Consider the following 27000-nt stretch of genomic DNA (forward strand, 5'->3'; position numbering starts at 1 on the left):
CCATAGCGACTACATCCGTTCGTCGCTGTGATGTTGCCTGGTAGCAACCAGTCCGCCAACGGCGTGTTACCTACCCTCCCGACACGGGACCTAACGGCCCACGCCGCGACCGCCTACGCTGCAACCATGGCCCAGCTGCGGATCGCCCTCGCCCAGGTGGACACGACCGTCGGGGATCTCGCTGGTAACGCCGACCTGGTCAGTACCTGGACGAAACGGGCCGTCGCCGATGGCGCTCATCTGATCGCCTTCGGTGAACTCACGTTGACCGGCTATCCGCCGGAGGACCTCGTCCTGCGCCGGTCCTTCGTCGCCGCGAGCCAGCGGGCGCTGGTGGCCCTGGCCCGCCGGCTGGCCGAGGAGGGGTGTGGCGAGATCGCCGTCGTCGTCGGCTACCTCGATGCGTCCGCGCAACCCGCGCCGAGTGTGGGACGCCCGGCCGGTGAACCGCAGAACGCCGCCGCGGTGCTCTGGGGCGGCGAGGTCGTCGCGCGTTACGCCAAGCATCACCTGCCGAACTACGGCGTCTTCGACGAGTTCCGCTACTTCGTGCCCGGCACGGCCTTTCCGGTGCTGCGGCTGCACGGGATCGACGTGGGCATGACGATCTGCGAGGACCTGTGGCAGCAGGGCGGGCCGATCACCGTGGCCCGCCGGTCCGGGGTCGGCCTCGTCCTGTGCATCAACGGCTCCCCCTACGAGCAGGGGAAGTCCTTCCAGCGCGACGCCCTGTGCGCCGAGCGCGCCCGGGAGGCCGCGGCCGCCCTGGCCTACGTCAACCTCGTCGGCGGGCAGGACGAGCTGGTCTTCGACGGGGACTCCCTCGTCGTCGACGCCGCGGGGGAGCTCGTCGCGCGGGCCCCGGTCTTCAGCGAGGCGCTGCTGATCACCGACCTGAACCTGCCCGCGGCCGGTCCCGGCCCGGCGCGGGCGGTGTCCGGGGCCATCGACGCCGGGGCCATCGACGCCGAGGATGGCACGACGATGACGGTGACGCGCACGATACTGGCCGCCGAGCCGCTGGCACCGTTCACCCCCCTGCCGCCGGTCGTCGCCGACCGCCCCGAGCCCGCCGGGGAGCTGTACACCGCGCTGGTCACCGCCACCCGCGACTACATCCGTAAGAACGGCTTCTCCTCGGTGGCGCTCGGGCTGTCCGGCGGTATCGACTCCGCGCTCGTCGCGACCATCGCGGTCGACGCGATCGGCGCCGGCGCCGTCCACACCGTCGCCCTGCCCTCGGGCTACTCGTCGGGGCACTCGGTGACCGACGCCGCCGAGCTCGCCCGCCGCCAGGGCACGCGGCACGCCGTGGTGCCCATCGAGCCGATCGCCGCCGCGTTCCGCGCCGCCGCCGCCCCCCTCGGCGGGCTGCACGGCCTCGCGGACGAGAACCTGCAGGCCCGGGTGCGCGGAACGCTGCTCATGGCGTTGTCGAACCAGCATGGGCACCTGATCCTCACCACCGGCAACAAAAGCGAGCTGGCAACGGGGTTCTCCACCCTCTACGGAGACAGCGCCGGCGGCTACGCCCCCATCAAGGACGTCTCGAAGACCCGCGTCTGGGAGCTGGCGCGCTGGCGCAACGCCGCCGCGGAGAAGCGTGGCGAGGTGCCGCCCATTCCCGAGGAGATCATCGTCAAGGCGCCGTCCGCCGAGCTTGCCCCGGGCCAGCTCGACTCCGACCGGCTGCCCGACTACGGCATCCTCGATCCCGTCCTGGACGACTACGTCAGCCACGACCAGGGCCGGGCCGAGCTGATCACGGCCGGGCACGATCCGGCCGTGGTGGACAAGGTGATCCGGCTCGTCGACCTCGCCGAGTACAAGCGCCGACAGAACCCGCCCGGGCCGAAGGTGACCTCCAAGGCGTTCGGCCGCGACCGCCGACTGCCGATCACCTCCCGCTGGCGCGAGAACCCGCCGGCCTGACCAGCCGCGCGGGCCGGGGCCAGCCGCGCGGCTCGAGTCGAGCCGTTACAGCCGGCGCTCGTTTTATGCCTGGCCCTTACGCCCCATACCGAGTGCCTTTCGGTACAGCTCCGGGACGCGGTAGCGCTCGGTGTCATCGCGGATACCAAGATCGATACCGAGGAGGCCGACCTCCAGCCCGAGGTTCTCGACGTCCGAGTCGACCTCCAGCTCTCGCGCCGGAAACGGCGTACGTCCGATCCCCCGGAGGGCATCGAACAAGGGAACGAGCTCGGCAAACTCGTCCTGCAGGGAGTCGATTTCCTGTTCACTGATGTCATCCAGCGACTCCACGAGCGCCCGGGGACGTATCAGGCTGCGCTCGTAGTAGGGCGGTGCCAGCGACAGTCACCGCTCTCGGTCAGCGGCGAGGTGGAAAAGCCGGACAAGCGAGCGTGGCGAGTGGTTTTCATTGCTGTCCGAAAGTCGGCGCCATACCCAGTTGTACGTGAAAGCGGTCTTGCCGCCGGAGATCCGCTCACCAACCAGCACGCGCCACGCATTGAGCACCTGCGGCTGCGGCCACCTCTCGACCAGCTCCGGCAAAAAGCGCTGCAGCCCGGGTTCCGGCACCCTCTCACGAACGAGATCAGTGACGGCCGGCGCCCAGAGCGCCTGCTTGACGACCACCTTGAGATAATCGGTCTGGTTTGCCCAGGACAACGTCACGTCGCGACCGAAGAAATGTGACTTGTTCGGTAGCTGAACGGTTCGCCAGATGTCCTCCCTGAGCATGATCTTCATCCGAAGATTCACCAGCTCGTCACCGCGCTCGGACAACAGGGACAGCAGTCCCCCCACACTTTCCCGCCGTCGAGTGAGGTCGGCAGGAGTGAGACCGAACCCAGTGTCAAGACCGTCGAAAAGAAGAAATGTGCCCCGGGCAACATCCGCGTCGAGGTCCCGAATCCACTGCCAGCCGACGAGTCCAGCGTCTTCGATGGAAAGCATTTTGCGTACATCTTGGACGAGGTTAAGTTCGTTGTACTGCGACTCGTCCTTGGAGTCACAGGTGAGTCCACCGAACGCGGGCACCGGCCGACGAGGGCGCCCACTGGTCAGCTGGATCACGACCCCGATAAGCAACATCCACGCCGTGCGCCAGTCGTCTCCCCGGTCCGCCAAGACCTCGCCGATGGCTCGGTATGTCCCGCTGGACGGCATCCAGGGTCTTCTCATCGGCAGCCACGGAGGGCTGGTCACCACGATGTTCCCGTCCGCGGCGAGGCTGCGGAACAGGGTGGTCTTCCCCGTGCCCTTCCGGCCAAGTATCAGGGGCACGTCGTCCCGGGCGGCCCGGCCGACAACTTCTGTGCGTAGGAAGGTCTCCTGGAACTCGTCGTCGGACTGAGCCTCCGCGGTGCCCGTCGAGAAGTGGATCTCAGCCAGGGCGCCGGCTTTTGAACCGGGCGGCGGGATGGCCATGGCGGCTGCGCCGTCCCGCTCGGCTGCCGCCGACTGCGGAACGAACCCTGCGATCCACTCCCCGACGGGCGAATAAGCATCGATGCCGGTCTCGGGAACTACGGAATCAGATCCCGCGATGTCCTCGCTGTAACCGAGGACGTGGACAAGCTCGTCAACCTCCGGGAACGCTGGATCCCCGCCTTCGACCACCGCCGGCGAGAGCCATTCCAAGATCCAGCCCACCGCCCGGTCCTCGTATCGCCGACGAGTCTCCGGAGCGCCCGCGCCCGGAACCGGGCTCACCAGAAAACGGGGCTCAGGAGTGTAGGCCCGCTCGGATCTGGCCGCCAGAAGCGCCCGCGTCAGCGCCCGCGTTCCCACCCGTGCCTGCGGATGCAGGAAGAATGTTACGACAGCTATGTCGGCCAGATCGAAGAGAAGAGGTGCCGACAGCGGACTGATCCCGGTCCTTGAATCTATGAGAACAATCTGCGGCGAGATATGGAGGTCACGGACGGCGCCGATGAGCGCGCGGAGTGGATTATTTTCCTCACGGTACCATGCCGCTGGGTCGAGCTGAGCGAGCTGGCGCGCATAATTGGCATCCGGATATCCGGCGGGCAGAAGATAGAGTTCCCGTTCGGGATGAGCACGCAGCAGATGGGCGGTGACATCAGGCATTTCGCCGGCTATGTCCGCCTCCAGTAGAAGCGGAACAACACCCTATTCCTGGTATGACTTCGCGCTCCACGTCGAAGAGTGCGGCAAGACCAGGCGCCTCAAGATCCATATCGAGGCAGAGCACTCGGTGTTCACGGGCTAGCAACAGAGCAGTGTAGGCGGGCAATGTCGATCTTCCGACACCCCTTCTGAGGGAGTAGAAGGTGGCGATGACCGGCTCGGAAAGGAAGTCGTCCGATCGTGAGGGAAGCCGGACCTCGATCGGCTCGCGCTGACCGCGCGCCAACGAGTCGGGCCACAGCGGGAGTTCCGGTGACGTAGATAGAAGATCTTCCTCGGATGCAGATGCTGCTGCCTCGTCGGGGGTGAGCAGGCTCATGAACGCTACGTCCGCGTCAGGCAGGACGGCCGCGAGTGCGATTTCACGCCGTTCAGGCTGGGAGCGCCCGCTGAAGATCTGCGTGACGACGCGGATCCGATAGCCCCGGAATGGATCCGGCTTTACCGTCACCACTGCCTGTTCGTCGCGCGTGCGGATGCGTGCCAGAACAGCCACCCGCACACGGTCCGCTGTCTCCTGATGCATACTCGGCATGCCGTCACCTCCTTGACCTCGCTCTTCCCGCTGCCACGTCGAAGTGGCCGGCCCAAGACAGGTACCTCAGATACGATCAGAGTAATCGGTTGAGCCGGCGCCCGAGGTACGGCGGCGAGCCGCCGGGCCCGCGCAAGCTCCGTGACATAGTCGATACCGGGCCGAAGAACCAGTTCGTATCGCATCTCGACCAAGCGCGCATCGACGTAAGCACGAAGATCCATCGGAAGATCTCCTCGCCGGATTCCGCAGTCGTCGAGTAGCGGTACGAGGTCGTGGGTTCGTCTGACGATTTTACCATGAGCCGTGGCAAGCGCCTTCGCGTACGCCTCGACGACATAACCCATGAAGTACAGCGCAGCCAGCTGGCGCGACTGTACGTGTAACACGGCGGCATCGGCGCCACGCTCGGAAGCCACCGCGGCCCAGTACTCGACCTGTTCGCGCCACGCTGGTTTCAGCTTGCCTCCTCCCGGCCCCAGCAAAACCCCGACATCCCCAAAAAGTGTAGCCAGACGGTAGCGGGCCGGAACCATCGGCTCCGGCCCGCTACCGAGAAGTTGGTCCACCGGGACAGCACGAGTCCTCTGTCTTCTGAACGGGGCCCGGGGCCAGCCGCGCGGCTCAGACCTGGCGGCGGCGCTCCACCGCGTCGAGGATCTCCGCGACGGCCTCGTCCACCGGCACGCCGTTGCGCTGCGCCCCGTCCCGGAAACGGAACGACACCGCACCCTGAGCGACATCGGAATCTCCGGCCAGCAGCATGAACGGCACCTTTTGCTTCTGCGCCGTACGGATCTTCTTCTGCATCCGGTCGTCGGAGGAGTCGACCTCCACCCGGAGGCCGTGCGCGGCGAGCCGCCGGGCGACCTCGCCCAGGTACGGCACGTGCTCGTCGGTGATCGGGATGCCGACCACCTGCACCGGCGCGAGCCACGGCGGCAGCGCCCCGGCGTAGTGCTCCAACAGGATGGCGAAGAACCGCTCGATGGTGCCGAACAACGCCCGATGGATCATGAACGGACGCTGCCGGGTCCCGTCCGCAGCCTGGTACTCCAGGTCGAAACGCCGCGGCAGCTGGAAGTCCACCTGGATGGTGGACAGCTGCCAGGTCCGGCCGATGGCGTCGCGGGCCTGCACGGAGATCTTCGGCCCGTAGAAGGCACCGCCGCCCGGGTCCATCACCAGTTCCAGGTCCTGCTTCTGCGCGGCCTCCCGCAGCAGTTCGGTGGCCTGCGCCCACTCCTCGTCGGTGCCGACGGCCTTGCCCTCCGGCCGGGTCGACAGCTCCAGGTAGAAGTCGGTCAGCCCGAAGTCGCGCAGCAACCCGAGCACGAACGTCAGCACGCTGTCGAGCTCGGCGGGTAGCTGCTCGCGGGCGCAGAACAGGTGCGCGTCGTCCTGGGTAAGCCCGCGCACCCGGGTCAGGCCATGGACCACTCCGGACTTCTCGTAACGGTAGACCGTGCCGAACTCGAACAGCCGCAGCGGCAGCTCCCGGTACGACCGGCCCCGCGACCGGAAGATCAGGATATGCATCGGGCAGTTCATCGGCTTGAGGTAGTAGTCGGTGCCGCCGTCGAGCTGCATGGGCGGGTACATGCCCTCGGCGAACCAGTCCAGGTGCCCGGAGATCTGGTAGAGCTCCGACTTGGTGATGTGCGGGGTGTTGACGAACGAGTACCCGGCCTCGATGTGCCGGCGCCGCGAGTAGTCCTCCATCGCGGTGCGGATCGCGCCGCCCCTGGGGTGGAAAACCGCCAGCCCCGGGCCGATCTCGGTCGGGAACGAGAACAGGTCAAGCTCCGCGCCAAGCTTGCGGTGATCGCGTTTCTCGGCCTCGGCCAGCCTGGTCTGGTAGGCCTTGAGCGCGTCGCGCGACTCCCACGCAGTGCCGTAGATGCGCTGCAGCTGCGGGTTCTTCTCGCTCCCCCGCCAGTAGGCCGCGGCGGAGCGCAGGATCGCGAAGGCCGTGATGGCCCGGGTGGTGGGCACATGCGGCCCGCGGCAAAGGTCCTTCCAGCACAGCTTGCCGGTCTTCGCGTCGAGGTTGTCGTAGATGGTCAGCTCGCCCGCCCCGACCTCGACACTCGCCTCGGCGTCGTCGGCCGCCGCGTCACTCGACTTCAGTCCGATCAACTCAATCTTGTACGGCTCGTCGGCGAGCTCCGCGCGGGCCTCGGGCTCGGTGACGACCCGCCGGGAGAATCGCTGGCCGGCCTTGATGATCGCCTGCGCCTTCTTCTCGATGGCCCTGAGGTCGTCCGGGGTGAACGGGGACTCGACGTCGAAGTCGTAGTAGAAACCGTTGTCGATGGGCGGCCCGATGCCCAGGCGCGCCTTCGGGAAGAGTTCCTGGACCGCCTGGGCGACGACGTGCGCGGCGGAATGCCGGATGATCGCCCGCCCGGCCGGCGAGTCAATCATGATCGGCTCGACGACGGCCCCGTCGGCGAGAACATGAGCGAGATCATGTTGCTGGCCGTCAACCAGAGCCGCGATCACGTTCCGGTCGTCGGCGAACAGCTCGGCGGCCGTCGTCCCGGTCGGCACCACCCGCGGATCGCTGCGCTGGGCGTGCTGAACGGTAAGGCGGACGTCGGACACCGAATCTCTCCTGTTGCGCTGGGAACACGGGTGCGGGGATCGCACCGCCGGTGCGTCGCCGGCCGGCAGGCGGCCCCACGGCAGGCCTTCCTGGCCCGTTCGCGATGCTACTCGCGGACGCATGGTGCCCCCGGCGAGCAGGGTACGGCGAGCGAGGTACTCAGTGTGACGGGTGCGGCGCGGACGGCTCCGCCGTCGGCCGCGCACCCTCCCGGCAGCGGATACCACCGAGGATGGTGTCGACGATCTTCGCGATCCGCGTTCCGCTCACCTCGTAGTCACCACTCATGTACTGCCGATAAGCGACCGGACCGACCAGCATGTCGACGACGAGGTCGACGTCGACGTCCGCGGCGAGTTCCCCCGATTCGATGCCGCGCCGGAGCATGGCGGCCGCCTTCTCCCGCGACGGCTCGATCATCTTCTGCGAGTAGGTGGCGAACAACTCCGGGTGCGTGCTCCGCTCGGCAACGAGCTTCGGCATGATCCGCCCGGACAACGACTGGAGGTTGTGCCGGCGCAGCGCATTCAGCCAGGCCACCAGGTCGTCGCGCAGGGAGCCGGTCTCGACCGCGTCGAGACTGTCGGCCAGGGTGTCCAACGCGTCCCCGATCAGGGCATCCTTCGTTGGCCATCGGCGATAGACCGTCGCCTTGCCGACCCCGGCGCTGGTCGCCACCGCCTCCATCGACAGGCTCGCGAAGCCGACCGTCGCGAGCTCGTGCAGCGCGGCATCGATGATCGCCTCATCGCAGCGGGTGTCCCTCGGACGACCGGGAGCGCGGGAGACGCGGACCCCGGAGGGCACCCGGTCGGACGGCCGCCGAGGATGCGGAGTGCGCACGTCCCGGGTGGCCATCAGGCGGGACACCGGCCTGATCCCCCGCACGCTCCGTCGCCGCCGTGCCGATGCATCCGCATGGAAAGGCCACCCGCCACCTTGATCACGCCGCACGTTCCCGCCGGACTTCAAGATCAGAATACGTCCCAGCCGGCCAAGACGCATCCGTTTGCCAGGGCAGCGGCGTGGCGTGCGTCGCGTTCCACGCCGATCGGGCCATGGTCCACCGCGAAACCACCACCCGAACGCCCCAGCCCGAACAGCCACCTAGGGGCCGGGGGATCTGCTCCGCCGCGGGCTCTCCGCGTGGCGGCCGTTGGTGGCAGCATGAGAGGGACGCCGGGACGCCCAGCGCCCGGACGGACGTACAGGAGCACTCATGGATGCTTCAGGCACACCCACCCACCCGGCGGGCCCGGCGGCGACGCCCTACGGCGCGCCGACCACGCCGCCGCGGCCACGCCGGTCCCGTTTCACAGTGCGTGACGTCGCCGCGGCGAAGAACCGGGGCGAGAAGTGGTCGATGCTGACCGCGTACGACGCCACCTCCGCCGCCGTCTTCGACGAGGCGGAGATCCCCGTCCTGCTGGTCGGGGACTCAGCCGCCAACGTCGTCTACGGCTACGACACGACCGTGCCGATCACCGTCAACGAGCTGCTGCCGCTGGTCCGGGCGGTGGTCCGCGGAGCACCGCACGCGATGGTCGTCGCCGATCTGCCCTTCGGGTCGTACCAGGGGGGGCCGGCCGAGGCGCTGGCGAACGCTACCCGCTTCCTCAAGGAGGGCGGGGCGCACGCGGTGAAGCTCGAGGGCGGTTCCCGGGTGGTCCGGGCGGTGGACGCCCTGGTCGGCGCCGGCATCCCCGTTATCGGGCATCTGGGGCTGACCCCGCAGAGCATCCACACTATCGGGGGCTACCGGGTCCAAGGCCGCGACGAGGCCGGCGAGGTCCTGCTGGCCGACGCGCTGGCGCTCGAGGCGGCCGGCGCGTTCGCGGTCGTGCTCGAGGTGGTTCCCGCCGATCTGGCCACCCGGGTGACGAAGGAGTTGCGCATCCCCACCGTGGGCATCGGAGCCGGCTCGGGATGCGATGCCCAGGTGCTGGTCTGGCAGGACATGGCCGGGCTGAGCGACGGCCGCGCGCCGCGGTTCGTCAAGCGGTACGCGGATCTGCGCACGATTCTCGCGGACGCCGCCCGGGCCTACCGCGCGGACGTCCGGGACGGCAGGTACCCGACAATCGAGCACAGCTACTGATCAGCCATCCGGCCGGTGGTGCCGGCGGCGGCGCTGTCACTCCGGCCCATCGCCGGTCCGGGCCAGCGCCGCCGCGAGCACGGACCCCGCCTCGACCAGGGACGGGCCGTACCAGGTCAGCAGGCGGCCGGACACGCAGACCGCGGGCGCGCTGAAGGTCTCGGGTCCGTCCGACGGGCTGAAGGGGTACGGCTCATCGGGCAGGACCACCAGGTCATGGGGCGGGACGGCCGCGGGATCGATCCGAGGGTAGCGGTCCGGCGAGTCCGCCAGCACGTTGTCGACCCCCAGCCGGCGCAGCACGTCGCCGGTGAAGGTGTCCCGGCCGACCGCCATCCACGGCCGGCGCCAGATCGGCACCAACGCCCGCCGCCGCGGCCCGGCGGCCGGCACGGCCCAGGCCTGCCGGGCGGCGTCGAGCCAGCCGGGACGAGCCAGCCCGCAGGCCAGGCGCAGCATCCGGTCCAGGCTCACCAGAGCCTGATCGACCGTGGTAGGGGCGGTGACCCACACGGCGAGCCCGGCCCGGCGCAGCGCGGCGAGGTCGGGTTCCCGGTTCTCCTCGGCGTTCGCGCAGACCAGGTCCGGAGCCAGGGAGACGATGGTGTCGAGGTCGGGGTTCTTTGTCCCCCGGACCCGGGCGACGGCCAGCCCCGCGGGATGGCTGCACCAGTCGGTGGCACCCACCAGCAGACCGGGCGCGGTAACGGCGATCGACTCGGTGAGGCTGGGAACGAGCGAGACGATCCGTTCCACCCGCGCCGGAATCGCCACCGGGTGGCCCAGATCGTCCCGGAAGGCCGTCCCCGCCTCTCGTTCCCGCCCGTTCGCCACCGTGGCCACGTCCGAACGGGCCACGTCCGGAGAGGCCACGTCCGGACGCCGCTCAGACATCGGTGACCCGCAGGCCGGCGTGTGACTTGTACCGACGATTGACCGAGATCAAGTTTGCGGTCAACGCCTCGACCTGACCGGCGTTGCGCAACGTGCCGGCGTAGATGCCCCGCATGCCGGGAATGCGCTCGGCGAGCGCGGCCACCAGATCGGTGGCGGCCCGATCGTCGCCGAGGACCAGGACATCAGTGTCGATCTTCGCGACCGCGTCATCGGCCAGCAGCACCGCAGAGACGTGGTGGAAGGCCGCCACGATGGTGCTGTCCGGCAGGACGACGGCCGCCTGCTGCGCGGCGCTGCCCTCGGGCACCACGAGTGCGAAGGCACCCCCCTTGTCGAAGCCGAGGGGGTTGACGCAATCGATCACGATCTTCCCGGCCAACGGCTCCCGCAAGGCGGCCAGGGTCTGGCGATGGCCCTCCCAGGGAACCGCGATGATGACGATATCCGCGCGCTCGGCGACCGTGGCGTTGTCCGCGCCTTCGATACGCAGGCCGGGACGCGCGAGCGCGGCCGCGGCCTGCTGGCCGCGTTCGGTCGAGCGGGACCCGATCAGCACGAGATGGCCGGCGGCGGCGAACCGCAGGCCGAGGCCCCCGCCCTGCGGACCCGAGCCGCCGAGGATACCGATGATCAGCGCGGGGACATCCGGCCGGACGCGGTCAGTGGAAGCCACCCTGTTATCCTGCCCGATCCGGGCTTTGGCCGCCCGGCTGCGTGACACCCGTGAAAGCGTTCCCAGAACGGTGGGAACCAACCCGTTCACCCTCCGACATGACGATGCATGACAAGTCCACCCCCTTGCGGACAGCTCCTGGCAATGAGGGACTATGCAGAGACAACGGGACAGCTACGTGCCCGATTTTTCCGAGCTCGCCCCCCGTGGGGAGATCCGGATCGACCGGGTCCATACACGTCGCCACCGGCAGAGGAGCAACCCACGTGACTGACAGCTACAGCTCTTGGACCGCGACAATTGGTGAGAGAGTAGACACGAAAAGCGAACCTGCCGGTACTTCCAGGAACCCCGCGCGCGCATTGGTCTCAGATGGGCCGTACCGTTCCGTTTCACACACATCGAGCAGATCTTCGGAGTCAGGCGAGAGAGGTCGAGCAATGGCGGACGTGTCGGTTCGCTTCGCGATGACGAACGACAGCGAAGTGGTGCTGAACCTGTCGCTGCCGCAGGCACTGCGCCTGATGGAAGCGATCGCCCGTAAGGTGGGCGAAACCCTGGCCGAGCGCAGCACGCAGCCGGTCGGCGGTGTCGGCGGCGTTCCCGCCTCGGCTCCCTCCAACGGGATGCCCAGCCTGGGGCCGTACACCCCATCCTGAGCGTGTCCACGTGCCGCGCCGGTCCACGCGTCCCCAAGCGGTGGCGTCGCGCCGCTTGGCGCGTTCTCCCGCGGACAGTCCCGGGTGGACATTCGCCCGGGACACCGACCGTCGCTCAGAACCGGGGCGGTGCCCCGGCGAAACTCACGGATCCGTCATGCACGGATCCGTCCTCGGGTCCCCAGGTCCGGGAGTGGTGACCGATCGAGCCCAGGGTCGAGCCCAAGGCGCGTGGGTGTGAGGCCGCGTACACTTCGCGAAGCCGGTCCACCGTCACCAGGGTGTAGATCTGAGTGGTGCTGACCGAGGCGTGTCCCAGCAGCTCCTGCACCACCCGGACGTCGGCGCCGCCGTCGAGCAGGTGGGTGGCGAAGGAATGGCGCAGCACGTGGGGTGACACCCCCTCCACACCCGCCGCGAGCGCCGCCGTACGCAGCACCGACCACGCGCTCTGCCGGGACAGGCGGTTACCGCGGCGGGACAGGAAGACCGCGGGCCCCGAGCGGGGGGCGGCCAGCATCGGCCGCCCCACCCGCAGGTAGTCGGCCACCGCGGCGATGGCGCACCGACCGAGCGGGACGATCCGGTCACGTCCGCCCTTGCCGTGCAGGCGGACGGAGGCGGCCTCCAGATCGAGATCGTCGACGTCGAGACCGACGGCCTCCGAGATCCGGGCCCCGGTGCCGTAGAGAAGCTCCAGCAACGCGGTCGCGCGCAGACGGCGGACGGCCTCGGCCGGTTCCACCGGCGGCGGTCCCCCGGGCGGCGGCGGGGATCCCGACGGGGGCGCACCCGCGGCCGCGGCGAGGACGGCCACCACCTGGTCGATGCTCAGGGCCTTCGGTAGCCGCCGGGGAGGCGTCGGCGGTCGAACCGGCCGGGACACGTCCTCGGGGACGTCACCCTCGTCGGCCGCGAAGCGGTGCAGCGACCGGACGGCGACCAGCATCCTCGCGACCGACGCCGCGGCAAGCGGCGGGTGCGTGTCGTCACCGGTGCGCAGCACGGCGGCGAATCCGGCAACCTCCGCCTCACCGACCGCGCCCAACGAGGACAGACCGCATGCGGAGAGATGATCATAATAGCGGCGCAGGTCGCGACGGTAGGCGAGCACCGAGTTGTGCGCGAGTCCGCGTTCGCCCTCCAGATGGTGGAGATAGCGCTCGATGACGCCGGCGGGCGTGCCACGCAGCTGGGACCCGGCTCGATGATCCGCAGGCCGGGACAGGTCGTCCGGCCCGGGCCGAGGCGCCGACGGACGATGATCCGAGGACCCGCCGACGCCGGATGCCGAGGCCGCGGGGGGGCGCAGCCGGAATACCCGGTCGCCGTCGGTGACTCCCATCATCGAACTGATAGTAGGACCTGCCCCCCGTTCTCCGTTGGCGCCTATCCACATACCGCGTTTCCGCGGCTATCCTGGCGACTTGTGCAAGCGGACAACGGGTCGTCACGGTACGCCGCACGGCTGGGGGTCGCTATCGCCATGCTCGTCATCCTCACGGGCGCGGGCTGCGGCGGCGACCAGCACGAGCCATCCGGGGCCGCGGTCCCGACCCGCCCCGGTTCCCAAAACCCGGGCACGGCCGTCTCCGGCGGCCCTTCCTTCCCCGGTTCGGTCGACGACACGCCCGCGGCCGCTACCCGCACGGTCGAGGGCTACTTTCACGAGATCAACGAGGCCGCGCGGGCCGGTCGGGTCGCGGTTATCGCGCCGAGGGCGCTCGGTGGCTGCCAGCCCTGCGTCCTCGACGTCGGGGTGACCCGCTCACTCCAGCAGCGGGGGCTGCGCGCGGACGGGCCGGCCTATCAGCTGAGCGACGTGCTCGCCCGGCCGCGGGTCGGGCTCGTCACCGAGGTGGACTTCACCGTGCGAACCCGGGCGGTGGGGCTGCTGGACCCAGCGGGCCGGCGGGTCTCCGACGCCCCGGCCGTGCCGACCCGGGTCGGCACGGCCGAACTGTCGCTCACCGACCACGGCTGGCGTATCCAGACCCTGCGCTACGCCCCGGGCCGGGCATGACCACCGGCCCGGGGACGACCGCCCCGCGCACGACCACCGCCGCCCGCACGACCACCGCCGGCCGGCGCCGCGCGTTCCCGCGCCCGGCGCTGATCGCGGTCGGCGCGCTGCTGCTGGTGAGCCTGACCAGCCTCGCCGCCGGCGCGCTGTGGGGTACCTGTGACACCCGGGCCACGGACAACGGCTACCAGTACCGCTACCACGACGGAGTGCTGGAGCGCGTCGGGATCCCGACCGGATCGGGGGCCCGGCGGAGCGCGGCCTGCGGCCAGGATTGTCCGGACGACCCGGCAGCCGTCTGTGACCTGCTGACCGCGGTCGGGCCGGATCCGGCGATGGACGCGCAGGCGCGGGCCCAGTACGACCAGGTGGTAGCGGGCTGCTTCAACTACCTGCTGCCCGCCGGCGCGGTGCCGATCGCCCAGGTGCAGGCCGCGCTCGCTAACTACCTGCGCGAGAAACTCCTGCCGAAGCCGTCGATCGTCATCGCGCCGTCCGGCCGCAGCTTCGCGAACCTGGCCACGATCCTCTACACCCCCGTGCCCGACTCGTTCACGTTCAACGTCGACCAGCCGGTCGTGGCGACCATCAGCGCCGTTCCCCACTATCACTGGGAGTTCGGTGACGGCGAGACCGGCCCGGATGCTCCCGGCCGGCCCTACGACCCGGCGATCTCACCGCGCGATCATCCCGAGGCCTATGTGGCGCACGGCTACGCCCGGCCGGGCCGGTACCAGGTGACCCTCGCGGTGACCGGGGACGGCACGTTCACCGTCCCCGGGGTCGCGCAGGCATTCCCGATCGACGCGGTGACCCTCGCCGCCGCGCGGGGCATCGTCGTCGACGAGGCCGCCGGCGTGCTGGTCCACAACGATTGACGCCACCGCGGGACCGGACCGACACCACCGCGGAGAAACGGGGCCGCGGCGCGGCGGCTCAGCCGCGGTGGGCGGGACGAGCGGGCCAGGGTGCGTCGGGTGGGCGCAGACCGGCGTAGTTCTCGCCGCGCGCCCGGGCCGTGGCCAGCAGCCCGATGACCGCCATCGCGTTGGTGATCTCACCGCGCAGGACCCGTTCGACAGCGTCGGTGAAGTCGATACGCGCGAGACCCATCTCGGCCTCCTCGTGCACCGGCACGTACCGCTCGGCAGCCGGGATCTCGTGCAGCCCGCGGGCCAGGAAAAGGCGGTAGGCCTCGTCGGTCATCCCCGGCGAGGCCCACACGTCAACCAGCAGATCGTAGCGGTCGGCGCGCAGCCCAGCCTCCTCGGCCAGCTCCCGCGCGGCGGCCGAGGACGCCGGCTCGCCCGGCACGTCGAGAATGCCGGCGGGCAGCTCCCACAGCGGACCACCGACGGGATGACGGTACTGATGGACCATCACCACCCGATCGGCCTCGTCGAGGGCGACCACCCCCACGGCGCCGGGATGCACCACCACATCACGCTGCGAGATGTCGCCATCCGGCATCCGCACCTGATCGCGGCGGACAGAGATGACCCTCCCCTGGTAGGCCAGGGTGCTCTCGGTGACCTCGTACCGGTGCGGGGTCGCCGTCACGGGGACACCAGCGCGGCGGTGCCGTTGGAGCTGACGCTCGGACGGGATGCGCTCGCGCCCCGGCGGATACTCCCGCCGGATCGACCGGCCGTGACGCCGCGGGTCTGCGCGGCGCCGTTCTCCGGGGCGCCGTTCTCCGGAGTGGGAGCGTCCTCGCCCGGCAGGTCCACCGGCAGCACCCCGCGGCGGCGGTCCGCATGCGCGACCGCCGCGGCGACGAGACCCCGGAACAGCGGATGGGCCCGGGTCGGCCGGGACCGGAACTCCGGATGTGCCTGGGTGCCGACGTAGTACGGGTGCACGTCGGCGGGCAGCTCGACCACCTCGACCAGGCGGCCGTCCGGCGACGCCCCGGAGAAGACCAGCCCGGCGGCGGCCAGCCGGTGCCGATAGTCGTTGTTCACCTCGTACCGGTGCCGGTGGCGCTCGGCGACCTCGGCGGCGCCGTACTCACGCCGGGCGAGCGTGCCGGGCGCCAGCACGCACGAGTACAGGCCCAGTCGCATTGTGCCGCCCATGTCCCGGGTGCCGGCCACCACCTCGTGCTGGTCAGCCATCGTGGAGATCACCGGGTGGGGGGTCTCGGGGACGAACTCGGTGGAGTTCGCCGCCTCCAGGCCGGCGAGACTGCGGGCCGCCTCGATGACCATGCACTGCAGGCCGAGGCAGATACCGAGGGTCGGAATACCGTTCTCGCGGGCGTGCCGCAGCGCGGTGAGCTTGCCCTCGATGCCCCGCACCCCGAAACCACCGGGAACGATGATCCCGTCGACCCCGTCAAGCAGGGTGGCCGTCACGTCCGGGGAAGAGCACTCGTCCGAGGTGACCCACCGCAGGTCCACCCGAGTGTCGGTGGCGAAGGCGCCGGCGCGCAGGGCCTCGGTCACCGAGAGGTAGGCGTCGGGGAGGTCCACGTACTTGCCGACGATCGCGATCGTCGCCGTGTTGGCCGGGTGGTGCACCCGTCGCAGCAACGTGTCCCATTCCGTCCAGTCGACGTCGCGGAAGGACAGCCCGAGCCGACGCACCACGTAGGCGTCGAGACCCTCGCGGTGCAGCACCCGGGGAATGTCGTAGATGGAGCTCGCGTCCGGCGCCCCGACGACGGCCTCGTCGTCGACGTCGCACATCATCGCGATCTTCTTCTTGAGTGAATCGGGCAGCGGCCGGTCGGACCGGCAGACCACGGCGTCGGGCTGCAGGCCGATGCTGCGCAACGCCGCGACCGAATGCTGGGTCGGCTTGGTCTTCAGCTCTCCGGAGGGGGCGAGGTAAGGGACCAGGCTCACGTGCACCGTCAGGGCGTTGTCCCGACCGACCTCGTGGCGTACCTGACGGATCGCCTCCAGGTAGGGCAGCGATTCGATGTCCCCGACGGTCCCGCCGACCTCGGTGATCACCACGTCGACGGAGTCACCGGCCAGCCGCCGGATCCGGTTCTTGATCTCGTCGGTGATGTGCGGGACGACCTGGACGGTCTGGCCCAGATAGCCGCCGCGGCGTTCCCTGGCGATAACGGCCGAGTAGACCTGGCCCGTCGTCACGTTGGCGCTGCCGTCGAGGTCGACGTCGAGGAACCGCTCGTAGTGGCCGATGTCGAGGTCGGTCTCGGCCCCATCGTCGGTCACGAACACCTCACCGTGCTGGAACGGGTTCATCGTCCCCGGGTCCACGTTGAGGTAGGGGTCGAGCTTCTGCATCGTGACGCGGAGTCCACGAGCCTTGAGGAGTCGACCGAGGCTCGACGCGGTCAGTCCCTTGCCGAGGCTGGACGCGACCCCGCCGGTGACGAAGATGTGTTTGGTGATATGCGCCTGACCCACCCGAAGCTCCCGTGGTTACGCCGCCGGTCCGGCCCCGGCGCCTCCACGGGACTTCACGGTAACAGCTCCCCCGCACGACGCCTCCAGCGCAATGCGGGGACTCTGCCATAAGGGTGAGTCAGGGCCCTCGGCTATCACTTTCGGTGACTCCCTGGACCACCGCAGGATGCCCGGTCTCCCCGACCGCGGTGGCACTACGGCAGCGCCTTGTCTGCCGCCGCGGCGGCGAGCAGCTCCTCGGCGTGCCCACGGGCCAGCGGGCTCTCCTCCTGGCCGGCAAGCATCCGGGAGAGTTCCCGCACCCGGCCGGCGTCGTCGAGCGTGACGACCCCACTGCGGGTGACCGATCCGTCGTCGGCCTTGTGGACCACCAGATGACGGTCCGCAAAGGCGGCGACCTGCGGCAGATGGGTGATACAGATCACTTGATGAGTGCGGGCGAGACGGGCGAGGCGCCGGCCGATCTCCACCGCGGCCCGACCGCCGACCCCGGCGTCCACCTCGTCGAAGACCATGGTCGAACCGGTGTCGGCGGCGGCGAGGACGACCTCGATCGCGAGCATAACCCGGGACAGCTCACCGCCCGACGCGCCTTTCTGGACCGGCCGCGGCGGCGCCCCGGGATGCGGGATCAGCCGCAGCTCCACGTCGTCGACGCCGAACGGTCCAAACGCGACGACCCGCAGGCCGACCGGCAGACCGGCCGGATCGTCGCGCTGCGACACGGCGGCCTCCACCCGGGCCCGGGGCATCGCGAGCCCGGCGAGCTCGGCGGCGACCGCCGCACCGAACCGGGCCGCCGCCTTGGTCCGGGCGTCGCTGACCTCCTCGGCGAGCCGGGCCAGCTCGGCGGTCAGGCTGTCCCGCCGGACGGTGAGCGCCTCGACGCTGTCCCCGGCGCCGTCGAGTTCCAGCAGCCGGCGCCCAGCCTGGTCCGCCCAGGCCAGCACGCCGTCGATGCCGGTACCGTGCGCCCGGGTCAGGCTGGTGAGGGCGGCCTTACGCGCCTGGGCGTCGGCGAGGCGCACCGGGTCGGCATCGATGCCCTCCGCGTAGGAGGCGAGGTCCGCGGCGACGTCGGTGAGTAGCATCCCCACCTCCGTGAGCCGCACGCCGAGAGCGGCGAGCTCGGCGTCGAGGGCGGACTCGCCGGCGATGATCCGCTGGGCCGCGGCCACCAGATCGACCGCACCGGGCTCGTCCGACCCGGTGGCCGGATCGCTCATCAGCGCAGCGTGCGCGGTCCGCGCCGCCCGCACCAGGGTCTCCGCATGCTCCAGCCTGGTCAGCTCGGCGTCGAGGATGACGTCCTCACCAGGGCCGGGGGTGACCCGTTCCACCTCGTCCAGGCCGAGGCGCAGCAGCTCCGCCTCCTGCTCGCGTTCACGCACCCGATCGGTGATCTCGGCGAGCCGCCGACTGACCCGGGTCAGCTCCCGATACACACCGCCGTAGCGGGCCAACGGCCCGGCGACGGCGGAACCGGCGAACCGGTCCAACGCGTCACGCTGGGTGGACGGCTTGAGCAGGCGCTGTGCCTCGGACTGGCCGTGCACGGCGATCAGCTCCTCGGCGATCTCGGCGAGGACACTCGCCGGGACCGAGCGGCCCGCGACCTGCGCCCGGGACCGGCCCTCCGCGGTCAGGGTCCGACCGACGACGAGGACAGCGCCGCCCGGATCCTCGTCGAGGTCGCCGCCGACTTCGCGGACCCGGGCCGCGACAGCCGACTCGGCACCGATGACGAGCCGACCCTCGACGAAGGCGCGATCGACCCCCGGCCGGACCAGACCGTAATCCGCCCGCCCGCCGGTGAGCAGCCCCAGCCCCTGGACAATCATGGTCTTGCCGGCTCCGGTCTCGCCGCTCACCACGGTGAGGCCGGGAGCAAGGTCGAGGGCGGCGTCGTCGATGACCCCGAGGCCGCGGATGCGAATCTCCTCGAGCACGCCCCGAACTCTAGCGTCACCAGAACGGAGGCCGATATCGCAGAGGCGGAAGATCCGCCACCGCTGCCGCCGCGTCGCGGCGAAGCCCCCCGACGATCATCCCAGGAAGCTCGCCGAAGGCGAGCTAACGGAAACCCCGAACGGCGCCCTAGGCCAGGGGTCCCCGCGTCGCGGCGAAGTCGCTACGCGGGGGAGGCACGTTGGTTGCGTCCTCGCCAGCCTTCCACCGGAAGGCCAAACTTGGCGACGAGACGATCAGTGAACGGCAGCGGATGCACCACGGCGAGCCGCACCGGTTGGCGGCCGCGGACCACCTCGACCCGCGACTCGGGGGGCACCTCGACGAACCGCCGGCCGTCACAGTAGAGGACCGCGGGCACCGGCGGCAGGATCTCCACGGCGACCGCGGAGGCCGGTGCCAGCACGAGCGGCCGGGCGAACAGCGCGTGCGCGCTGATCGGGGCGACCAGCAGGGCCTCGACGCCCGGCCACATCACCGGACCACCGGCCGAGAAGGCGTAGGCGGTGGATCCGGTGGACGTCGAACAGATCACCCCGTCGCATCCCCACCGGGACAGCGGACGCCCGTCAATCTCCAGCACGCATTCCAGCATCCGAGCGCGCTCGGCCTTCTCCAGGGACATCTCGTTGAGCGCCCAGCCGGTATAGGTGACCTCGCCACGCCGCCGGACCGTGACGTCGACCGTCATGCGTTCCTCGACCGTGTAGTCCTTGCGGACGACGTGCTCGATGGTGGATTCCAGCGCGTCGGGTTCAGCCTCGGCGAGGAACCCGACGTGCCCGAGGTTCACGCCCAGCAGCGGGGCGTCAGCGGTGCGGGCCAGCTCCGCGCCGCGCAGCAGGCTGCCGTCGCCGCCGAGGACCAGCACCAGTTCCACCCCGACGGCCGCGTCGGCGTCGTGCGGCACGATGTTGGCGGCGGTCAGGTCGAGCATCTCCGCCTCGTCCCGCAGCACTCGCGGCGACACCCCGGCTGCGGCCAGGCCCTCGATGACCCAATGGGCGCTCTCCCGGACCACCGAGCGGCGGGGATGGGTGACAACGAGGATCTCCCGCGTCATGCCCGACGCCCCGATCCCGCGGGGCCGGCGGCGATCGCCCCGGCCAGGACGTCCGCGTCGAGCGGTGGGGCCCCGGCGGCCAGCCACAGCAGGTACTCGACATTGCCCGCCGGGCCGGGCAGCGGACTCGCCGTGACACCACGCACGCCGAGATCTAGCATGGCTGCGGACGTGGCCACGTCGCGGACCGCCTCGGCGTGCAACGCGGTGTCGCGCACCACCCCGCCTGGCCCGAGCCGCTCCCGGCCGACCTCGAACTGGGGCTTCACCAGCAGCACGAAATCGGCGTCTGGGGCCGCGCAGGCGCGCAGCGCGGGCAGCACCAGGGCCAGCGAGATGAACGACAGGTCCCCGACGACCAGGTCGACGCGGTCACCGATCTCGGCGGGCGTCAGGTTCCGGGCGTTGGTGCGGTCGAGCACGCAGACCCGGGGATCGCAGCGGAGCCGCCACAGCAACTGCCCGTAGCCGACGTCCACGGCCACGACGGAGGCCGCCCCGTACCGCAGCAGCACGTCGGTGAAGCCGCCGGTGGAGGCACCGACGTCCAGGCACCGTCGACCGGCCACGACCAGCGTGGGGCCGGTGGAACGCGGGATTTCGACACCCGGTTCCGGTGCGGGGACCCCGAAGGCCTCGAAGGCACCGAGAAGTTTGTGCGCGCCGCGGGAGGCGTAGCCGGGATCGTCCCCCTTCGTCACCGCGATGGAGGTGGATCCGTCGACCACCGTGGCGGCCTTCGTGGCAGGAATGCCGCCGACCAGCACCCGACCCGCGGTGATCGCCGCAACGGCCTGCTCCCGGGACCGGGCGAGACCACGACGGACAAGTTCGCTGTCCAGACGCGTCCGGCGGGACATCGTGACCCCGGAGCGACTCACCACACCGGCCGGATCATGCCCGGCCCGGGCCGCGGCCCTCCCGTGGGACGCGCCCCGGAACGCGCCGGAACGGGCACGCCCGGCCCGGCCGCGCCCCCAGCGCCCTTGACGTGGTCAGCGCCCTTAACCTGGTCAGCGCTCCCATCCAGGTCCGCCAGTGCCCCGGCCAACCGGCGGTTTATCTCCTCGAAGACCTCGACATGCGCGGCCGTCGGTAGGACGTCGAGCATGTCCAGCCGGCCAAGGGCGTCGCGAACCTCGGCGGGCAGATTCTCGGTGTTCACGTTGTCAGCCTCCCGCACTCACGGCCGCTGACGCGACGGACCCTGGCGGCGTGCGTCATGCGACGAATCTCATGTCCTGTCCACTCCTCGTCCGGCCGGATCCGCCCTCGGCCGGCCCGGGACCTCACCCCGGGTCCGTCAGGACCACCGGAGATCGGCTCGCAACCGGTGTAAACTCGCCCACCACGCGGGTCGTCCCGCCCGGAACACCTACTCCCACGCTAGTGTCCCGGACACGCCCGGCCGAGAGGGGCACAGGTCGAACAGGCCGAGAGGAGGACCGGCCGGGATGGCCGACAGGTCGCAGTGCGAGGCCGCGCTCCATGCTCTCGCCGCCCGCCTGGATGGGCTCTCCGCCGACGGCCGTCCCCCGCGTGCCCCGGATCGCGTCATCGTCTGCCGTATCCCCGATCTCGATGCCGTCTTCTCCGGGGAGCTGCGTGACGGCTGCCTGCGGCACATCGGCGAGGGCACCCGCGACGACGCCCAGATCATCCTAACGCTGGACAGCGACGACCTGGTGGCGGTCGCCGAGGGAAGGCTTCCTGCGATGACCGCCTGGGCCAGTGGACGGCTGAAGGTGGACACGAGCGTGCGGGATCTGCTGCGGGTCCGCTCGCCGCTGTGACGATGCGCCTGTTCGCCGACGATGCTCCAAGGCGCCGGGACTCAGGCGGGCGCCACGGGCTCCAGCGCCCGGGGCGCCGGAGCCATCAGGTCCTCGACCCGGCTGCTCCAGGCGCCGCAACGATAGGCGTGGTTCCCCAGCTCCGGGACGGCCTTCACCGGTGGCGCCACCCGGAGCAGCCCGCGCAGGTCCGCGGCGACGAAGTCGGGACGGTGCGGAGCGGGAGCGGCGAGCAGGTCCCCGGGGGTCGTCACCCCGGTGAAGACGAGCAGGGTCGGCGTCGACGTCCGGTGACCGGCCTCGATGTCGGTGTCGGTGTCGAGCCGGTCACCGACGATGAGGGGTGTCCGGGCTCCGCTGCGCCGCATCGACTCGCGGTGCATCGCCGACTCGGGCTTGCCGGTCACCACCGGCTCGCGGTCCGTGGCGTCCCGCAGGAAGGCGATGACGGATCCGTTGCCGGGCGCGACGCCCCGCTCGGTCGGCACGGTGCGATCGGCGTTGCTGGCGATCCACAGTGCTCCGGCCCGGATGGCATAGGCCGCCTCGGCGAGGCGGGCATAGGTGAGATCCGGGTCGAACCCCTGGACCACCGCCGCCGGATCGTCCTCGGCCGAGTCCACCGGGACCAGGCCCTCCTCCGTCACCGCCTGTCGAAGTCCCCGCCCTCCGGTAATGAGCACCCGGGATCCGGTGCCCAGCCGTTCAGCCAGGACGTGCGCCGCTGCCTGCGCCGAGGTGACGACGTCCTCGGTTTGCGCCGGTACGCCGAAGCCGCGCAGGCGGGCGGCGACCTCGGCCGACGGGCGCAGTGCGTTGTTCGTGACGTACACCGTGCGCATCCCCCGGCGGCCCGCGGCAGCGATGGTGTCCGCCGCGTGCGGCACGGCGGCGCCCCCACGGTTGACGACACCGTCAAGATCCATCAGGGCGACGTCGAACAGATCGGCCAGCGGCCGGTCCGTCCCACGCAACGGCCCGGGGAAGCCACCGGAAGACACGGAGAAACCAGAAAACACGGAAGACGACGAAGCGGAGGAGACCGCGGAAGAGCTGGCTGACGAAGAGCTGGCTGACGTGGTCTCGTCCGCGGGCACGGCGGCCGGCCGGGTCACGCTCGGGCCAACGCCGCGCGGGCGCCACGCAGCGCGACATCGTAGTGTCGGATGTCGGGACGCATCGCCACGGCCAGCGCCAGATGCTCCACAGCCACCCGAAGATCACCGATCTTGCGGGCGGACAACCCGAGGCCGAACTGGGCGTAGTCGTCGGTGGGATGCCGATCCACGATCCAGGCGAAGGTCTCCCGGGCCGCGCCGTACTGACCGGCGGTGAACTGCGCCCGGGCCAGCGCCTCCCGCACGCTCGGCGAGGCGGGTTCGGCCGCGACGGCGTAGGCCAGCAGCTGCACCGCGGCATTGGCGTCCCCGTGGCCGAGCAGCGCCATCCCCCGGGTGTACCAGTCGTAGACCTCACCCGCCGGTCCCGGCCGGGACCGGTCCGCACCGTCATCCCCCCAGGACGTCACCTCGGACGGCACCGAGCTGGATCTATCACGTCGTCCGCGGACGGGCAGCCCACCGGGCATCTCGTCCGGTACATCCCCCGGAGGGCCGGTCTCCTCGGACATCTTCACCTCCACTACACGGATGATCATCTGTCGCCTCGCCAATCCTGAGCACCGGGCACGGGCCTCGCGCCGGGCTCCGCCGCACCGTGGCGCCCTCGGTGCGCATCACCGCCTCTCACCCGAGGAACACCTCCGGATCCGGAATCACTCCGTCCGCCACCGCAGGCACCAGGCACATCCTCGAGGTCCGCAGCTCCAGTGTCGCCGCAAAGCCACCCGACGTACCTCGAGATCCCCATAACGATCAGGTGTGCGCTGTCCACCGTCCCGCCGCTCCGATGGCACGCTCGCACTACGTAAAGGTGATGAAATGTTCCTCTCGCCCGGTTGGGCCGGCCGGAACACGGGCGGTCAGTGGCGAGGGCACTCCCGGGTCACACCGGGTCCGCACTCTCGGGGCCCTACGATGCGGCTCATGGTTGACGCCGATCGTCCCGTTCCCGCCCCGGCGGGTCTCGTGCTCGCCCCGTTCCGGGCCGCACGATTTCCGTCCTCCGGGCCGGACCTCGCCCCGCTGACCTCCCCGCCCTACGACGTCATCGACGACGCCGAGCGGGCGGAACTCCAGGCGCGCGACGAGCACAACGTGGTACGGCTCATCCTCCCCGGGGAGGACTACGACGGGGCCGCCCGCACGCTGCGGGCATGGCTGGACAGCGGGGTGCTGCGTCGCGACGAGAAGGCCTCCGTCTACGTCTACGAGGAGGAGCAGGCCGGCCATGCCCAGCGCGGGCTGATCGGGGCGGTCGCGCTGACCGATCCGGATGCGGGAATCATCCTCCCGCATGAGAACACCATGGCGGGCCCGGTCTCAGGCCGGTTGGCGCTGACCCGCGCGACCCGCGCGAACCTGGAACCGATCTTCCTGTTCTACGCCGGCGGCGGCGAGACCAGCCGGGTGGTCTCGATGGTGGTCGCCACGACGCCACTGGTGGAGACGTCCACGGGCGACGGGGTGACGCACCGGCTCTGGGCCATCGACGATCCGGCGGTCCTCACCGCCATCGCCGCGGACCTGCTGCCCCGGCGCGCGGTGATCGCAGACGGCCACCATCGGTACGCCACCTACCGCCAGTACCAGGCGGAACGGCACGCCGCCGGGGATGGTTCGGGTCCCTGGGACTTCGGCCTGGCCTTCCTCGTCGACGCGACCGTCTCGGGGCCCCAGGTGCACGCCATCCACCGGGTGGTGCGTGGTCTCGGGCTCGCCGAGGCAGTGCGGCGGGCCGCCGAGGTGTTCACCGTGCGTCAGCTCGCCGGGCCCGGCGAGGGCGGTACCGCTGCCGGGGATGCCGGTGGCGTGGGGCCGGCAGGCGCGGACCCGGACGCGCTGGTGGAGGAGCTGGCCAAGGCCGGGCAGGGCGGGCACGCATTCGTGGTCACCAACGGCACCGCGGCCTACCTGCTCACCGAGCCCGACCCCGACCTGCTCGCGCGTAGTCTGCCCCCCGAGCGGTCGGCGGCCTTCCGTGGACTCGACGTCACCGTCACTCATCTTGCGTTGATCGTGGACGTCTGGGGGTTGACGGACACGGTGGGCGTGGTCGACTACCACCACGACGCGCCGGCCGCGATCGCCGCGGCGGCTGCGGCGGGAGGTACCGCGCTGCTGCTCAACCCCACCCCGATCGCCGATGTGGCGGCCGTCGCCGAGGCCGGCGAGCGGATGCCGCGCAAGTCGACGTTGTTCACCCCGAAGCCGCGCACCGGACTCGTGCTGCGTCCACTCGACGACTGACCGGCGTACGCATGACCGGCGTAGGTACGGTCCGTCTCCACCGCGGACCCACCTCCCCGCAGACCCACGGATACCGCGGACGGAGTGGCCCTCGGCCGGACGGTCCTACCCCTCGGTCTTCGTCCCCTCGGTCTCGAGGCCGGGGCCAGGGGCGTCACCATGATCAGTAAGATCATGGTCGGTAACGTCCTGATCGACATTCGCTTCGGTATTCGCCTCGGTCCCGGCGTCCGCGCCGGGATCGGCCCGATCGGAGAGCAGGAGATCCACGCCGTCCCACGCAGCCTCCTCGTTCTCCTCGGGGAGAAGCCGACCAGTCATGATCAGATACGCGCGGGCGTCAGCGTCAGTCTCTCCTTCGTCGATCGCCGCCGTGGAGGTGAACCAGCGTGCGGCCTCCTCGGGACGACCGGCGGCAAGCAGCGCCTCGGCATAGGCGTACCAGAGACGGGCGGTCCACGGCGCGGGCGGCGTCTTGGCCGTGGCCAGATCCCGCAGCAACACGACGGCGGCCTCCGGCTGACCGAGGTCCCGGCGGGCCCCGGAGACGACGATGAGCATCTCCGCCCGAGCGGCCGGATCAAGCTGGTCGATCTGCGGATCCCGCAGGTAGGCGACGGTACGCTCCGGCCGGCCCAGCCCCCGTTCGCTGTCCGCCATCAGCGGCAGGTTGTGCGCGGAACCGTCCATCCGACGAGCGGCCCGAAGTTCCACCAGGGCCGTCGCGTACTCCCCCGCGTGGTAAGCCGCGATACCGACTGCCTCGCGCACCGCGGGCAGGCGTGGCACTCGATCGGCGGCGGCGCGGGCGTGGGCAAGCGCGCGGGCGGGATCGTCGTCGAGCAGCAGGGCGGTTGCGACGAGATGGCGGGCGATTGTGTCGGCGAGCGACGACGGCAGCCCCCGAAGGGAGCAGCGCACGTCGTGGTCCAGCAGGTCCGCGCGGGCCTCGTCGGGAAGTGGCGGAGCCGGCACCCGGGCCCGCCGGCTGCCCTGCTCAGTCTGATCTGTCCGGCCAGCCTGGTCGGTTCTGTCGGGCCGGCCCGGCCCGGTCGGACGGCCGCCGCGGGGGCCGCCGCCCCCGGGCCTGGAAGCCTCGGTGAACGGCCGGCCGCGGTGCTCGGCGCGAGCGGCGCCGTCGCGGCGGGCCCCTCCACCGCTGGTGTCCCGGGACTCCCGCGTCTCCCGGGACTCCCGGCCTCGATCGCCGCCGGGCCGCAGGCCGGCCGAGCGCGTACCCGCGGGACGGTCGCCATCGGAACGCCAGACTCTGCCGTGAGTCGGCCGTTCAGGGCCGTCGTGCCGGGGCTGCGGGCCGTCGCTGCTGGCCCGGGCCTGCCCGGGCCGATGGAATACCGAGGAGTCGCGCCCCGGTCTGCCGTGGTCGGGACGGCTAGTCGGCCTTCCGGACCGACCGGTCTCCTCCGCGCCCGGCCGACCTCGACGCTCGCGCCAAGCTGCCTCGGCGGCACCCCGGTTGCGGGCGGAGGCTCCGTTCGCGCCCCGGTCACCGCGCGGGCCGTCGGCTCGGGAGAAGCGCTCACCGCCAGCCACCGGGGCACGCCCAGCGCCAGTCCCCTCCGGACGCCGAGCCCCACCCGGGCGGCGGTCGAACGAGGAAGCCGAGGAGGAAGAGGAGCTGGAGGAACTACCGGATCCCGCATCGCCCGCACGCGGCGATCCGCCGTACCCGGCGTTGCCGTACCGGGTGTTGCCGTACCGGGTGTTGGAGTCCGAACCCCTGGAGCGGTCCGGCCGGCCCTGGCCCTCCGGGCCGCGGCGGAACTGGCCCGCCCCACCCCGCGTTCCACCC

The 27000-nt window shown here is 70.9% G+C and carries 24 protein-coding genes; 7 read left to right on the plus strand and 17 right to left on the minus strand.

Going from position 1 to position 27000, the window contains the following annotated elements; genetic code table 11:
• Positions 1–126: 126 nt before the first annotated feature.
• Positions 127–1932, plus strand: coding sequence for an NAD+ synthase (locus tag AC08OJ_RS03450; protein ID WP_476591706.1), 1806 nt, complete (start codon positions 127–129; stop codon positions 1930–1932).
• Between the two features lie 63 nt (positions 1933–1995).
• Here the strand turns inward: AC08OJ_RS03450 and AC08OJ_RS03455 are convergent, their stop codons facing one another.
• The 5 genes from AC08OJ_RS03455 to AC08OJ_RS03475 all read right to left on the minus strand — a co-directional run bounded on the left by AC08OJ_RS03455 (position 1996) and on the right by AC08OJ_RS03475 (position 8132).
• The gene (locus AC08OJ_RS03455; protein ID WP_476591705.1) at positions 1996–2265 is read right to left on the minus strand and encodes a hypothetical protein; all 270 of its coding nucleotides are present in this window, start codon (positions 2263–2265) and stop codon (positions 1996–1998) included.
• Between the two features lie 54 nt (positions 2266–2319).
• Positions 2320–4059, minus strand: a complete 1740-nt coding sequence (locus AC08OJ_RS03460) for a hypothetical protein (RefSeq protein WP_476595052.1) — start codon at positions 4057–4059, stop codon at positions 2320–2322.
• Positions 4052–4615 (minus strand): hypothetical protein, encoded by a 564-nt coding sequence (locus tag AC08OJ_RS03465; protein ID WP_476595053.1) that lies wholly within the window; start codon positions 4613–4615, stop codon positions 4052–4054. Before AC08OJ_RS03465 ends, AC08OJ_RS03460 begins: the two co-directional genes overlap by 8 nt.
• 663 nt (positions 4616–5278) lie before the next feature.
• Positions 5279–7261 (minus strand): threonine--tRNA ligase, encoded by a 1983-nt coding sequence (gene thrS, locus AC08OJ_RS03470; protein ID WP_476591702.1) that lies wholly within the window; start codon positions 7259–7261, stop codon positions 5279–5281.
• 160 nt (positions 7262–7421) lie between these two features.
• Complete coding sequence (locus tag AC08OJ_RS03475) at positions 7422–8132, minus strand: TetR/AcrR family transcriptional regulator (RefSeq protein WP_476591701.1); 711 nt, start codon at positions 8130–8132, stop codon at positions 7422–7424.
• Positions 8133–8481: 349 nt separating this feature from the next.
• On the opposite strand from AC08OJ_RS03475, the gene panB reads away from it, so the two are divergent.
• A complete protein-coding gene (gene panB / locus AC08OJ_RS03480) occupies positions 8482–9360 on the plus strand; it encodes a 3-methyl-2-oxobutanoate hydroxymethyltransferase (protein ID WP_476591700.1) in 879 nt (292 codons plus the stop codon).
• Between the two features lie 36 nt (positions 9361–9396).
• Here panB and AC08OJ_RS03485 read toward each other — a convergent pair whose 3' ends face one another.
• Positions 9397–10254, minus strand: a complete 858-nt coding sequence (locus AC08OJ_RS03485; protein WP_476591699.1) for a helical backbone metal receptor — start codon at positions 10252–10254, stop codon at positions 9397–9399.
• The gene (npdG, locus tag AC08OJ_RS03490; protein WP_476591698.1) at positions 10247–10930 is read right to left on the minus strand and encodes an NADPH-dependent F420 reductase; all 684 of its coding nucleotides are present in this window, start codon (positions 10928–10930) and stop codon (positions 10247–10249) included. The genes AC08OJ_RS03485 and npdG overlap by 8 nt, the downstream gene beginning before the upstream one ends.
• 440 nt (positions 10931–11370) lie before the next feature.
• Here npdG and AC08OJ_RS03495 point away from each other — a divergent pair, with 440 nt between their 5' ends.
• Positions 11371–11589: a hypothetical protein gene (locus tag AC08OJ_RS03495; protein ID WP_476591697.1), complete on the plus strand. Its 219-nt coding sequence runs from the start codon at positions 11371–11373 to the stop codon at positions 11587–11589.
• 115 nt (positions 11590–11704) lie between these two features.
• Here the strand turns inward: AC08OJ_RS03495 and AC08OJ_RS03500 are convergent, their stop codons facing one another.
• Complete coding sequence (locus AC08OJ_RS03500) at positions 11705–12937, minus strand: site-specific tyrosine recombinase XerD (protein WP_476595054.1); 1233 nt, start codon at positions 12935–12937, stop codon at positions 11705–11707.
• 138 nt (positions 12938–13075) lie between these two features.
• Here AC08OJ_RS03500 and AC08OJ_RS03505 point away from each other — a divergent pair, with 138 nt between their 5' ends.
• Complete coding sequence (locus AC08OJ_RS03505; RefSeq protein ID WP_476595055.1) at positions 13076–13612, plus strand: hypothetical protein; 537 nt, start codon at positions 13076–13078, stop codon at positions 13610–13612.
• Positions 13609–14490: a PKD domain-containing protein gene (locus tag AC08OJ_RS03510; RefSeq protein WP_476595056.1), complete on the plus strand. Its 882-nt coding sequence runs from the start codon at positions 13609–13611 to the stop codon at positions 14488–14490. The genes AC08OJ_RS03505 and AC08OJ_RS03510 overlap by 4 nt, the downstream gene beginning before the upstream one ends.
• A 58-nt stretch (positions 14491–14548) precedes the next feature.
• On the opposite strand, the gene AC08OJ_RS03515 is transcribed toward AC08OJ_RS03510, so the two are convergent.
• The 6 genes from AC08OJ_RS03515 to AC08OJ_RS03540 all read right to left on the minus strand — a co-directional run bounded on the left by AC08OJ_RS03515 (position 14549) and on the right by AC08OJ_RS03540 (position 21191).
• Positions 14549–15172 (minus strand): NUDIX domain-containing protein, encoded by a 624-nt coding sequence (locus tag AC08OJ_RS03515; protein WP_462188285.1) that lies wholly within the window; start codon positions 15170–15172, stop codon positions 14549–14551.
• On the minus strand, positions 15169–16995 hold the full coding sequence (locus AC08OJ_RS03520) for a CTP synthase (RefSeq protein ID WP_476595057.1): 1827 nt from the start codon (positions 16993–16995) through the stop codon (positions 15169–15171). The genes AC08OJ_RS03515 and AC08OJ_RS03520 overlap by 4 nt, the downstream gene beginning before the upstream one ends.
• A gap of 194 nt (positions 16996–17189) precedes the next feature.
• On the minus strand, positions 17190–18944 hold the full coding sequence (recN, locus tag AC08OJ_RS03525) for a DNA repair protein RecN (protein WP_476591692.1): 1755 nt from the start codon (positions 18942–18944) through the stop codon (positions 17190–17192).
• 182 nt (positions 18945–19126) lie between these two features.
• The gene (locus tag AC08OJ_RS03530; RefSeq protein WP_476595058.1) at positions 19127–20026 is read right to left on the minus strand and encodes an NAD kinase; all 900 of its coding nucleotides are present in this window, start codon (positions 20024–20026) and stop codon (positions 19127–19129) included.
• Entirely contained in the window at positions 20023–20886 is an 864-nt protein-coding gene (locus AC08OJ_RS03535) for a TlyA family RNA methyltransferase (protein WP_476591690.1), read from the minus strand. The genes AC08OJ_RS03530 and AC08OJ_RS03535 overlap by 4 nt, the downstream gene beginning before the upstream one ends.
• A 17-nt stretch (positions 20887–20903) precedes the next feature.
• Positions 20904–21191 carry a hypothetical protein gene (locus tag AC08OJ_RS03540; RefSeq protein ID WP_476591689.1) on the minus strand — a complete coding sequence of 96 codons (288 nt, stop codon included), beginning with the start codon at positions 21189–21191 and terminating at the stop codon, positions 20904–20906.
• Positions 21192–21480: 289 nt separating this feature from the next.
• Between AC08OJ_RS03540 and AC08OJ_RS03545 the strand changes: the two genes are divergently transcribed.
• Positions 21481–21819 (plus strand): alkyl sulfatase C-terminal domain-containing protein, encoded by a 339-nt coding sequence (locus AC08OJ_RS03545; RefSeq protein WP_476595059.1) that lies wholly within the window; start codon positions 21481–21483, stop codon positions 21817–21819.
• Positions 21820–21860: 41 nt separating this feature from the next.
• On the opposite strand, the gene AC08OJ_RS03550 is transcribed toward AC08OJ_RS03545, so the two are convergent.
• Together AC08OJ_RS03550 and AC08OJ_RS03555 are read right to left on the minus strand one after the other, a co-directional pair.
• The gene (locus AC08OJ_RS03550) at positions 21861–22745 is read right to left on the minus strand and encodes an HAD-IIA family hydrolase (protein WP_476591714.1); all 885 of its coding nucleotides are present in this window, start codon (positions 22743–22745) and stop codon (positions 21861–21863) included.
• Positions 22746–22930: 185 nt separating this feature from the next.
• Positions 22931–23476: a tetratricopeptide repeat protein gene (locus tag AC08OJ_RS03555; protein ID WP_476595060.1), complete on the minus strand. Its 546-nt coding sequence runs from the start codon at positions 23474–23476 to the stop codon at positions 22931–22933.
• Between the two features lie 379 nt (positions 23477–23855).
• On the opposite strand from AC08OJ_RS03555, the gene AC08OJ_RS03560 reads away from it, so the two are divergent.
• Entirely contained in the window at positions 23856–25187 is a 1332-nt protein-coding gene (locus tag AC08OJ_RS03560; RefSeq protein ID WP_476591686.1) for a DUF1015 family protein, read from the plus strand.
• 105 nt (positions 25188–25292) lie between these two features.
• Here AC08OJ_RS03560 and AC08OJ_RS03565 read toward each other — a convergent pair.
• A partial coding sequence (locus AC08OJ_RS03565; RefSeq protein ID WP_476595061.1) for a tetratricopeptide repeat protein occupies positions 25293–27000 on the minus strand: 1708 nt, incomplete at its 5' end.

It is taken from the genome of Frankia sp. CgKIO3, from assembly GCF_977946435.1.

Coding starts and splice junctions, on each gene's coding strand:
- AC08OJ_RS03545 (WP_476595059.1), top strand. CDS start 21,481: ATGGCCGACAGGTCGCAGTGCGAGGCCGCGCTCCATGCTCTCGCCGCC.
- AC08OJ_RS03530 (WP_476595058.1), bottom strand. CDS start 20,026: ATGACGCGGGAGATCCTCGTTGTCACCCATCCCCGCCGCTCGGTGGTC.
- AC08OJ_RS03460 (WP_476595052.1), bottom strand. CDS start 4,059: ATGCCTGATGTCACCGCCCATCTGCTGCGTGCTCATCCCGAACGGGAA.
- AC08OJ_RS03505 (WP_476595055.1), top strand. CDS start 13,076: ATGCTCGTCATCCTCACGGGCGCGGGCTGCGGCGGCGACCAGCACGAG.
- AC08OJ_RS03535 (WP_476591690.1), bottom strand. CDS start 20,886: ATGTCCCGCCGGACGCGTCTGGACAGCGAACTTGTCCGTCGTGGTCTC.
- AC08OJ_RS03495 (WP_476591697.1), top strand. CDS start 11,371: ATGGCGGACGTGTCGGTTCGCTTCGCGATGACGAACGACAGCGAAGTG.
- AC08OJ_RS03560 (WP_476591686.1), top strand. CDS start 23,856: ATGCGGCTCATGGTTGACGCCGATCGTCCCGTTCCCGCCCCGGCGGGT.
- AC08OJ_RS03510 (WP_476595056.1), top strand. CDS start 13,609: ATGACCACCGGCCCGGGGACGACCGCCCCGCGCACGACCACCGCCGCC.
- AC08OJ_RS03450 (WP_476591706.1), top strand. CDS start 127: ATGGCCCAGCTGCGGATCGCCCTCGCCCAGGTGGACACGACCGTCGGG.
- AC08OJ_RS03500 (WP_476595054.1), bottom strand. CDS start 12,937: ATGATGGGAGTCACCGACGGCGACCGGGTATTCCGGCTGCGCCCCCCC.
- AC08OJ_RS03550 (WP_476591714.1), bottom strand. CDS start 22,745: ATGGATCTTGACGGTGTCGTCAACCGTGGGGGCGCCGCCGTGCCGCAC.
- panB (WP_476591700.1), top strand. CDS start 8,482: ATGGATGCTTCAGGCACACCCACCCACCCGGCGGGCCCGGCGGCGACG.
- AC08OJ_RS03555 (WP_476595060.1), bottom strand. CDS start 23,476: ATGATCATCCGTGTAGTGGAGGTGAAGATGTCCGAGGAGACCGGCCCT.
- AC08OJ_RS03485 (WP_476591699.1), bottom strand. CDS start 10,254: ATGTCTGAGCGGCGTCCGGACGTGGCCTCTCCGGACGTGGCCCGTTCG.